The 9,301-nt window shown below is 71.4% G+C and carries 9 protein-coding genes; 4 read left to right on the top strand and 5 right to left on the bottom strand.

Features of this window, described 5'->3' with window-relative positions:
* Nucleotides 1-150 precede the first annotated feature (150 nt).
* Nucleotides 151-1,605: an amino acid permease gene (locus EAO77_RS25535; protein ID WP_147990616.1), complete on the bottom strand. Its 1,455-nt coding sequence runs from the start codon at nucleotides 1,603-1,605 to the stop codon at nucleotides 151-153.
* A 244-nt stretch (nucleotides 1,606-1,849) separates the two neighbouring features.
* Complete coding sequence (locus tag EAO77_RS25530; RefSeq protein WP_147990615.1) at nucleotides 1,850-2,551, bottom strand: FadR/GntR family transcriptional regulator; 702 nt, start codon at nucleotides 2,549-2,551, stop codon at nucleotides 1,850-1,852.
* Nucleotides 2,552-2,778: 227 nt separating this feature from the next.
* Between EAO77_RS25530 and EAO77_RS25525 the strand changes: the two genes are divergently transcribed.
* The 3 genes from EAO77_RS25525 (at nucleotide 2,779) to EAO77_RS25515 (ending at nucleotide 5,169) form a co-directional block, all read left to right on the top strand.
* Nucleotides 2,779-3,300 (top strand): gluconokinase, encoded by a 522-nt coding sequence (locus EAO77_RS25525; RefSeq protein ID WP_147990614.1) that lies wholly within the window; start codon nucleotides 2,779-2,781, stop codon nucleotides 3,298-3,300.
* 9 nt (nucleotides 3,301-3,309) lie between these two features.
* Nucleotides 3,310-4,707, top strand: coding sequence for a gluconate:H+ symporter (locus EAO77_RS25520; protein WP_147990613.1), 1,398 nt, complete (start codon nucleotides 3,310-3,312; stop codon nucleotides 4,705-4,707).
* A 102-nt stretch (nucleotides 4,708-4,809) separates the two neighbouring features.
* Nucleotides 4,810-5,169: a hypothetical protein gene (locus tag EAO77_RS25515; RefSeq protein ID WP_147990612.1), complete on the top strand. Its 360-nt coding sequence runs from the start codon at nucleotides 4,810-4,812 to the stop codon at nucleotides 5,167-5,169.
* A gap of 113 nt (nucleotides 5,170-5,282) precedes the next feature.
* Here the strand turns inward: EAO77_RS25515 and EAO77_RS25510 are convergent, their stop codons facing one another.
* The 3 genes from EAO77_RS25510 to EAO77_RS25500 all read right to left on the bottom strand — a co-directional run bounded on the left by EAO77_RS25510 (nucleotide 5,283) and on the right by EAO77_RS25500 (nucleotide 7,781).
* Nucleotides 5,283-5,633, bottom strand: coding sequence for a CBS domain-containing protein (locus EAO77_RS25510; protein ID WP_147990611.1), 351 nt, complete (start codon nucleotides 5,631-5,633; stop codon nucleotides 5,283-5,285).
* Between the two features lie 151 nt (nucleotides 5,634-5,784).
* On the bottom strand, nucleotides 5,785-7,260 hold the full coding sequence (locus tag EAO77_RS25505; RefSeq protein WP_147990610.1) for a DEAD/DEAH box helicase: 1,476 nt from the start codon (nucleotides 7,258-7,260) through the stop codon (nucleotides 5,785-5,787).
* A gap of 317 nt (nucleotides 7,261-7,577) precedes the next feature.
* Nucleotides 7,578-7,781: a cold-shock protein gene (locus EAO77_RS25500; protein WP_147990609.1), complete on the bottom strand. Its 204-nt coding sequence runs from the start codon at nucleotides 7,779-7,781 to the stop codon at nucleotides 7,578-7,580.
* A 386-nt stretch (nucleotides 7,782-8,167) separates the two neighbouring features.
* Between EAO77_RS25500 and EAO77_RS41465 the strand changes: the two genes are divergently transcribed.
* The gene (locus EAO77_RS41465) at nucleotides 8,168-9,268 is read left to right on the top strand and encodes an ASCH domain-containing protein (RefSeq protein ID WP_410088716.1); all 1,101 of its coding nucleotides are present in this window, start codon (nucleotides 8,168-8,170) and stop codon (nucleotides 9,266-9,268) included.
* The last annotated feature ends 33 nt before the right edge of the window (nucleotides 9,269-9,301 follow it).

Raw genomic sequence — 9,301 nt, 5'->3', positions numbered from 1 at the left:
GAACAGGCCATAGTGTGGAGCCACATCACGTGTGAGAAGGGCAGGTTCTGCGATGCCGCAGCAGGTGAACGGTGTGATCGCACCCGGGAGGAACGAGCCGGTACGGGTGGAGACCATCACCATCCCCGACCCCGGGCCGGGGGCCGCCGGTCAGGACTCCGTACGGCCGGCGGCGACGGCGCGGACCCGGCCGCGCACCAGGAACCAGCCGCCGACGAGCGCGGCCGCGATGAGCGGCAGGCAGTTGACGGTGGTGCGGCCGATGCCGCCGTCCATCCACATCAGCACGAGGACGGAACCGAGGAAGAGCAGGGTGACGATCTGGGTGTAGGGGGCCCAGGGGAGCCGGTATCCGGGGCGGGTGACCCGGCCCTCCCGCGAGCGGTTGAAGAACAGCAGCGAGCAGACCATGATCATCGCCCAGGTGCCGATGATGCCGACCGAGGCGAAGTTCAGCACCAGCTCGAAGGCCTCGCCCGGCATGACGTAGTTGAGGACGACGCCGAGCACGCCGAAGCCCGCGGTCAGCAGGATGCCGCCGTAGGGCACGCCGCCCTTGTTCATCACGCCGGTGAACGCGGGCGCCGAGCCGGCCACCGACATGGAGCGCAGGATGCGGCCGGTGGAGTAGAGACCGGAGTTCAGGCTGGAGAGCGCCGCGGTGAGCACGACGAGGTTCATGACCCCGGCCGCGCCCGGGATGCCGAGCCGGTCGAAGACGGTGACGAACGGGCTCTGGTCGCCGGTGTACGCGGTGTACGGGAGGAGCAGGGCGAGCAGGACGACCGAACCCACGTAGAAGAGGCCGACGCGCCACATGATCGAGTTGATCGCCTTCGGCATGATCTTCTCGGGGTTCTCGGTCTCACCGGCGGCGACGCCGCACAGCTCGACGGAGGCGTAGGCGAAGACGACGCCCTGGATCAGCAGCAGCATCGGCATCACGCCGCTGGGGAAGATGCCGCCGTTGTCCCCGATGGTGGCGAGGCCCGGGGTGTGGCCGCCGATGTCGTGGGAGGTGACGATCAGGAAGATGCCGATCAGCATGAAGACGACCAGGGCCGCCACCTTGATGATCGCGAACCAGAACTCCATCTCGCCGAAGTACTTCACCGAGATGAGGTTGGCGGCCAGGACCACGGCGAGCGCGATCAGGGCGAGCACCCACTGGGGGACGTCGCTGAACATGGCCCAGAAGTGGGCGTACGTCGCCGCCGCGGTGATGTCGGCGATCGCCGTGGTCGACCAGTTGAGGAAGTAGAGCCAGCCCGCGGTGTAGGCGCCCTTCTCCCCCATGAACTCGCGGGCGTAGCTGACGAACGCGCCGGACGAGGGGCGGTAGAGGACCAGCTCGCCGAGGGCGCGGACGACGAAGAAGGCGAAGACGCCGCAGACCGCGTAGGCGATGAACAGCGAGGGGCCGGCCTCGGCCATGCGGCCGCCCGCCCCGAGGAAGAGTCCGGTGCCGATGGCACCGCCGATGGCGATCATGTTGATGTGCCGCGACTTCAGGTCCTTGCGGTACCCGGCGTCTCCGGCGTCGGCGTGGGGGGTGCCCGTGGTGGCGGCAGGTGTGCCGGCCGCAGCCATGGTGCGGTCGCTCATGGAGGGATGTTCGCCTTCGTGAGGGGGATGTGCGGTACCCGGCTGTCCGCCGGCGGCTTTCCCGGCGGTGAGGGGGTGGTCACCACGGTTCGGCCCAGGGGCACGTCGGCCCGGGCCTCATCGTCGAGGCAACCCTGGGATTTTGGCAGTGAGCAACCTCACCCAGATAGACATCTGAGGTATTTCAGAGGTTTCAACAGGGTGATGCAAGGACGTGTGGCGCGGGTCGATGCCCCCCGACCGCTCAGGGGGCGAGCACGTCCAGCTCTTCGAGGGCGCCCACCGCGATCTGGCGGGTCAGCTGTTCCGCCCGTGCGGCGTCGCCTTCGCGAACGGCCTCGGCGACCTGCACATGGAGGGTGACGGCGGCCGGGTCGGGGTCCTCGAACATCACATGGTGGTGGGTGCGGCCGGCGAGCACCTCGGCGACGACGTCGCCGAGCCGGGCGAACATCTCGTTGCCCGAGGCGTTGAGCACGATGCGGTGGAAGGCGATGTCGTGCTCCAGGTACCCCTCCAGCTGCTGGCCGCGCGAGGTGGCGACCATCCCGAGGGCGCACTCGGTGAGGGCGGCGCACTGCCCGGGGGTCGCGTGGACGGCCGCGAGCGAGGCGGCGACCGGCTCGATCGCGGACCGCAGCACGGTCAGCGAGCGCAGCTGCCGGGGCCGGTCCGTGCCCGCGAGGCGCCAGCGGATGACGCGCGGGTCGTAGACGTTCCACTCCTCGGTGGGGCGCACCGTCACCCCGACCCGGCGGCGCGACTCGACGAGGTGCATCGACTCCAGCACCCGCACCACCTCCCGCACGACGGTGCGCGAGACGTCGAAGCGCTGGGCGACCTCGTCGGTCCGCAGCACACTGCCCTGCGGGTACTCGCCCGCGGTGATCGCGAGACCGAGGGTGTCGAGCACGTGGGTGTGGAGCCCTCGGCCATCTGTGGTCATGGACAAAGCGTACGGGGCAGGGGTCGCCCCGCCGGTGCGGGGAAGGCGCGGGAGACGGGCCGGTGCCGGGCGGCCCGCGGATCACCGGGGCCGTGGGACCGGCGGCACCCCGGAACAAAAAGTATGACGTTTATGTCTCAACCTCTTGAATAAGTCGTACCTAATGGGTTTCAGTAGCGCGACGGACCGATGTCGTGAGTCGACGAAGACGGACAGCGAGGCACGTGATGAGCACCCCCCACGTCGTTGTGGTGATGGGCGTGGCAGGAACCGGCAAGACCACGGTCGGCCCCCTGCTCGCCGCCGCACTGGGCGTTCCCTACGCCGAGGGCGACGACTTCCATCCCCCGGCGAACATCGCCAAGATGTCGGCCGGCACCCCGCTGGACGACGACGACCGCCGCCCCTGGCTCGACGCGATCGGCTCATGGGCGCACGGAAGGGCGGGCCGGGGCGGAGTCGTCTCCAGCTCGGCGCTCAAGCGCGAGTACCGCGACCGCCTGCGGGCGTCCGCGCCCGACGCCGTCTTCCTCCACCTCACCGGCAGCCGCGAGCTCATCGAGCAGCGGATGACGGAGCGCAAGGGCCACTTCATGCCCACCGCGCTGCTGGACTCCCAGTTCGCCACCCTCCAGCCCCTGGAGGAGGACGAGGCGGGCGTCGCCGTCGACGTGTCCGGCACCCCAGAAGAGATCACCCGACGGGCCGTCGCCGCGCTGCGCGGGCTCGAAGAACTCCCCGAAGACTAAGGACCCACCGTGACCAGTCTCAGCGTCGAGACGCTGGCAGCGGACGCCGTCGAGCCGATCACCTCGGCGGGCAACGCACAGCTGGGCATCGCCGTGCTGGCGGGCATCGCCGTCATCGTCGTGCTCATCACCCGGTTCAAGCTGCACGCCTTCCTGGCCCTGACCATCGGGTCGCTCGCACTCGGCGCGTTCGCCGGCGCGCCGCTCGACAAGGCGATCACCTCGTTCACCGCCGGCCTCGGCGCCACCGTCGCCGGTGTCGGCGTCCTGATCGCCCTCGGGGCGATCCTGGGCAAGCTGCTCGCCGACTCGGGCGGCGCCGACCAGATCGTCGACACGATCCTCGCCAAGGCGAGCGGGCGCGCCATGCCCTGGGCCATGGTGCTGATCGCCTCGATCATCGGTCTGCCGCTCTTCTTCGAGGTCGGCATCGTCCTGCTGATCCCGGTCGTGCTGATGGTCGCCAAGCGCGGCAACTACTCGCTGATGCGCATCGGCATCCCGGCGCTCGCCGGTCTCTCCGTCATGCACGGCCTCATCCCGCCGCACCCCGGCCCGCTGGTCGCGATCGACGCCATCGGCGCCAACCTCGGCGTCACGCTTGCCCTCGGCCTCGTCGTCGCCGTGCCCACGGTGATCATCGCGGGCCCCGTCTTCTCCAAGTACGCCGCCCGCTGGGTCGACATCCCGGCGCCGGAGAAGATGATCCCCCAGCGCGCGTCCGACGAGCTGGAGAAGCGCCCGAGCTTCGGCGCGACCGTCGCCACCGTGCTGCTGCCGGTCGTCCTGATGATGGCCAAGGCGCTCGTGGACATCGTCGTCGACGACCCGGAGAACGGTGTCCAGCGGGTCACCGACGTCGTCGGCTCGCCGCTGATCGCCCTGCTCGCCGCCGTGCTCGTGGGCCTGTTCACGCTCGGCCGCGCGGCCGGGTTCACCAAGGAACGCCTCTCCACCACCGTCGAGAAGTCGCTCGCGCCCATCGCCGGTGTGCTGCTCATCGTCGGCGCGGGCGGCGGGTTCAAGCAGACCCTGATCGACATCGGTGTCGGACAGATGATCCTCGACTTCTCCGAGAACTGGGCCATCCCGACGCTGCTGCTCGCCTGGCTGATCGCCGTGGCGATCCGGCTCGCGACCGGCTCCGCGACGGTGGCGACGATCTCCGCCGCCGGTCTGGTGGCGCCGCTGGCCGCCGACATGTCCACCTCGCACGCCGCCCTGCTGGTGCTCGCGATCGGCGCCGGCTCCCTCTTCTTCAGCCATGTCAACGACGCCGGCTTCTGGCTGGTGAAGGAGTACTTCGGCATGAGCGTCGGCCAGACGATCAAGACCTGGTCGGTGATGGAGACCATCATCTCGGTGGTCGGCATCGTCTTCGTCCTGCTGCTCTCCCTCGTGCTGTAGGCCGCGCGCCCCGGCACCGTCCCGACAGTGGGGGCCGGTGCCGGGGCGTCCGTCCCCCCACCGGTGCCGCCGGGCGGGGTCGGGCGAATAGGATCGTTCTTCATGGCCAACCCTGATGAGTTGCTCGTCGACATCGCCGCCAAGGTCGAGTCCGGACAGAGCAATCAGATGTCCCTGACCGTGGTCACCCACGGCGCCGTTCTCACCGGCCGGCTGGCTCCCGAGGCCGTGTGGCGGCAGCGTGTGTCGGAGGTCCTCGCGGATTCGGACCGCCTGGGCGAGTTCGCCGGCACCTTCCACACGGCGGCACGGACCGACGGTCCGCCGACCCATCTGCACTTCCACGTCGCACGGATCCTGCAGGGCACGGTGGGGATCCCCGAGACGGGTGGGATGTACCGCGTCTCGATCGCCGACGTCGGAGCCTGGACGGTGGGCGACTTCAGCTACTCCGACCACTGAGCCTCCGCCGTTCCCGGGCCGCCTCGGCGGCCCGGCAGCAAGCAGCCGGGGCCCGGCCGGCATCTGCCGGCCGGGCCCCGGCTGCTTGCGTGTGCGGCGGTGTGCGCCCGGTGTCAGACCGGGGCGTGGTCCGGCAGCGGTGCGGACGAACTCCGGCCGCCGCCGGTCCCGTCCGCCGGGGAGGCGGCCACGGCGGCACGCCCGGGGTCGCCGAGGACGTCCCGCAGACGGACGCGGTCCGTGTACGCGGAGCTGTCACGGACGGCGGCGAGCTGGGCCAGCGTCACCAGGCCGGTCTGCCGGCCGTCCTCGTCGCAGACGAGCAGGCGGCCCGTGAGGGCGCCGGCCATGACGGACAGGGCCACCTCGACGGTCATGTCGTCCCACACCCGCGGTCCGGCGTCGCCCCTCGCCTCGGCCCGGGCCGGCTGCGCCGGGGCGGTGGTCGAGGAAGGGGACGGCATGCGAAGGATCTGACGCAGGACCGGTGTCACACGTACCTCCAGTGCGATGGGCGAAGTGGGGGCCGCCGGGGCGGCGGTCGTCGGACAGGGCCGGGGCGGCCGGGACGGGGGTCGGACCGCCGCCGAGGGCGACGGTCGTCGAGCCGCGGTCCTAGGCGGCCGGCTCCACGGCGGACCTGCGCTGGGCGGCGCGGCGGGTCGACTGCGAGGGACGCTTGCGCCGTGAGCGGGAGCCGGACTTCCGCTCGGGGCGCTCGGCCACCGGTTCCGTGATGACGACCGGGACGCCGGAGGGAGCCTGCGCGCCGGTGATGCGGTTCAGCGCGGCGTCGCCGGAGCGCACCTCGGTGACGTGCGGGCGGATGCCCGCGTCGGACAGCAGCCGTGCCATGCCGACCCGCTGCTGCGGGGTGACGAGGGTGACGACGCTGCCGGACTCGCCGGCCCGGGCGGTACGGCCGCCGCGGTGCAGGTAGTCCTTGGGGTCGGTCGGCGGATCGACGTTGACGACCAGGTCGAGGTTGTCGACGTGGATGCCGCGGGCCGCGACGTTCGTGGCGACCAGGACGGTGACATGGCCGGTCTTGAAGTGGGCGAGCGTGCGGGTCCGCTGCGGCTGCGACCTGCCGCCGTGGAGCGCGGCGGCCCGGACACCGCTGTCCAGCAGGTCACGGGTGAGCCGGTCCACCGCGTGCTTGGTGTCGAGGAACATGATCACCCGGCCGTCGCGTGCCGCGATCTCCGTCGTGGTGGCCTGCTTGTCCGTGCCGCGGACGTGCAGCACATGGTGCTCCATCGTCGTGACCGCTCCGGCCGAGGGGTCCACCGAGTGCACCACGGGGTCGGTCAGATAGCGGCGGACGAGCAGGTCGACGTTGCGGTCCAGGGTCGCGGAGAAGAGCATCCGCTGCCCCCCGGGACGCACCAGGTCGAGCAGCGCGGTGACCTGCGGCATGAAGCCCATGTCCGCCATCTGGTCGGCCTCGTCCAGCACGGTGATGTCCACCTGGTCCAGCCGGCAGTCGCCGCGTTCGACGAGGTCCGCCAGCCGGCCCGGCGTCGCGACGACGACCTCGGTACCCCCTCGCAGCGCGCCCGCCTGCCTGCCGATCGACATGCCGCCGACGACCGTGGTCAGCCGCAGGGCGAGCGACCGGGCGTACGGCGAAAGCGCGTCGGTCACCTGCTGCGCCAGTTCTCGCGTGGGCACGAGGACCAGGGCGAGCGGCTGCCGGGGCTCGGCGCGGCGGCCCGCGGTGCGGGCCAGCAGGGCCAGCCCGAAGGCCAGCGTCTTGCCGGATCCGGTACGGCCGCGGCCCAGGGCGTCACGCCCCGCGAGGGTGTTCGGCAGCGTCGCCCCCTGGATGGGGAACGGCACGGTCACGCCCTCGGCGCCGAGCGCGGCGAGGAGCTGCACCGGCATGTCGAGATCGGCGAAGGACTCGACGGAGGGCAGAGCGGGAGTGATCGTCCTGGGCAGCGCGAACTCCCCCTGCGGCGCGGCGGGCCGGCGGCCCGGGCCGCTCCGGCGGTCCGAACCGCCCCAGGAGCCCCGGTTTCCCTGACCGGAACCGGCGGTCCGGGCACGGGAGCGGGAAAAACGGTCGTTGGTGCGTGTGCGGTTCATGTGGAACCTTCCTCGATGCGGCGCATGTCAAGGAATTCCCGCATCAGAAAAGCAGCACGGAGAATTGCAAGAAACGGGCCGAATGGAACGCTGAAGCGAATCTGGCCGACGTGGAGAAAGCGTGCGCGCAAAGCGGGCACGGGAAAAGAAAAGAGCCGGCGCGGAACCGACGGTCGCGCGCTGTGGTGCGGCGGTGCGGCCGGGACCGGGCTGCGGTCCCCGGAAATCCTTCCGCGGGAGACGTCACCGCGGAAATGCGTACGGCTGGGGCCCGCACCCCGGAGGATGCGGGCCCCAGCTCGTCGTACGCGACTGCGTCAGGCGGGAACGATGTTCTCGGCCGTCGGGCCCTTCTGGCCCTGCGCGATGTCGAAGCTGACCTTCTGGCCCTCGGACAGCTCACGGAAGCCCTGGGCGGCGATGTTCGAGTAGTGGGCGAAGACGTCGGCGCCGCCGCCGTCCTGCGCGATGAAGCCGAAGCCCTTTTCGGCGTTGAACCACTTCACGGTACCGGTGGCCATATGAATTCTCCTTCGGGTGGCAGTACATCGGTTCTCGCACCGTGCGGGAACCGTGTCGCCGTGATGATCGCCCACCCGGGGAATGCGCCGGAATCGTCTGAGTACCCGGGGATGAACACCCTGCGGGACACTCGAAGTCTGGGAACCACAACTGCAACTGAGACGACAGTAGCACGCCGATAGCGCCCGCCCGAAGTCCGCAAATATTTTCGGCACGGACAATCGACAAATTCTTGCGCGACGGTTCGCTCAATTCTCCCCCGGCGGGCACAGATATCTTCCGCGCGTTCGGACCGCTCCGGCACGGGCCCCCGGCCCGCGACGGGCGCGCGCGCCGTCGTGTCCGCGGCCGGCGGTCGCGGGCCCTGCTGCCAGAATTCGGGCCCATGGAGAACCGTGAAGCGCTCAAGCCGTATCTGCTCGCCTTCCCCGGGCCGTTGCGCGACCGGCTCGTGGCGGCCGTGCTCAGCGGGGAGAAGGTCTCGACGACGGGACTGCTGGCCGAGTACGAGGCGGAGGCGGAGGAACTGCCGCCGGTGGGCGAACGCTCGGCGCTGATCGACTCGGCCGGACGCGAGGTCGCCGTGCTGGAGGTCACCGAGGTGCGGGTGCTCCCGCTCGGTGAGGTCGATCTGCGCCACGCCCTGGAGGAGGGCGAGGGCTACACCTCGGTGGCCGAGTGGCGGGCGGGCCACGAACGCTTCTGGCACGGGGAGGAGATGCGCGAGGCGCTGGGTGACCCGGAGTTCACCGTGGACGACACCACGATGGTGGTGGCGGAGCGGTTCCGCGTGGTGGAGCGGTCGGCCGCGCCGTCGGACGCGAAGGCGCCGGGAGCGGCCGGGCGGCCGGGAGCGGGGCCTGCGCAGGCGGGCGGGCCGGAGGGCGGCGGGGCCGCGACGGCCGGCGGTTCCGTGCCGGACGGAGCGGCGCCCGCGGCGGCGGGCAGGCCGGAGGGCGGCGGGTCTCCGGATCCCGCCGAGGAGGTGCTCGACGTCGTCGACGAGCAGGACCGGGTCGTCGGCCGGGCCCCTCGCGCCGAGGTGTACGCCCGCGGGCTGCGGCACCGCTGCGTCTTCGTCCTCGCCCGGGACGGCGAGGGCCGGGTCTTCGTGCACCGGCGCACGCCCGGCAAGCTGGTGTTCCCCTCCCTTCACGACATGTTCGTCGGCGGAGTCGTCGGGGCGGGCGAGAGCTACGACGACGCGGCGCTGCGCGAGGCGGAGGAGGAGCTCGGTGTGAGCGGACTCCCCGCGCCCACACCGCTGTTCGGCTTCCTCTACGAGGACGGCGGCGACCCGGCGCGGAGCTGGTGGTCGCGGGTGTACGAGGTCCGCTGCACCCTGCCCGTGCGTCCGCAGGCCGAGGAGGTCGCCTGGCACGCCTTCCTCGACGACGCCGAGCTGGCGGCCCGCCTGGACGAGTGGGAGTGGGTGCCCGACGGGCTGGAGGCGTACCGGCTGCTCCTGGAGCACCGCGCGCGGTGACCCGTGCCGGGGGCGGGCCCTTCGTCCGGACGC

This window comes from Streptomyces sp. T39 (assembly GCF_008042045.1).
Lineage (GTDB): Bacteria > Actinomycetota > Actinomycetes > Streptomycetales > Streptomycetaceae > Streptomyces.
Note: the sequence above shows the minus strand (reverse complement) of the source record. Positions and strands in the feature narration are given on the sequence as shown.

What these genes read in the sequence shown, in the direction of transcription:
- EAO77_RS25510 (WP_147990611.1), bottom strand. Translation starts at nt 5,633, where the DNA reads ATGCCGTCCCCTTCCTCGACCACCGCCCCGGCGCAGCCGGCCCGGGCC.
- EAO77_RS25500 (WP_147990609.1), bottom strand. Translation starts at nt 7,781, where the DNA reads ATGGCCACCGGTACCGTGAAGTGGTTCAACGCCGAAAAGGGCTTCGGC.
- EAO77_RS25505 (WP_147990610.1), bottom strand. Translation starts at nt 7,260, where the DNA reads ATGAACCGCACACGCACCAACGACCGTTTTTCCCGCTCCCGTGCCCGG.
- EAO77_RS25535 (WP_147990616.1), bottom strand. Translation starts at nt 1,605, where the DNA reads ATGAGCGACCGCACCATGGCTGCGGCCGGCACACCTGCCGCCACCACG.
- EAO77_RS41465 (WP_410088716.1), top strand. Translation starts at nt 8,168, where the DNA reads ATGGAGAACCGTGAAGCGCTCAAGCCGTATCTGCTCGCCTTCCCCGGG.
- EAO77_RS25530 (WP_147990615.1), bottom strand. Translation starts at nt 2,551, where the DNA reads ATGACCACAGATGGCCGAGGGCTCCACACCCACGTGCTCGACACCCTC.
- EAO77_RS25525 (WP_147990614.1), top strand. Translation starts at nt 2,779, where the DNA reads ATGAGCACCCCCCACGTCGTTGTGGTGATGGGCGTGGCAGGAACCGGC.
- EAO77_RS25515 (WP_147990612.1), top strand. Translation starts at nt 4,810, where the DNA reads ATGGCCAACCCTGATGAGTTGCTCGTCGACATCGCCGCCAAGGTCGAG.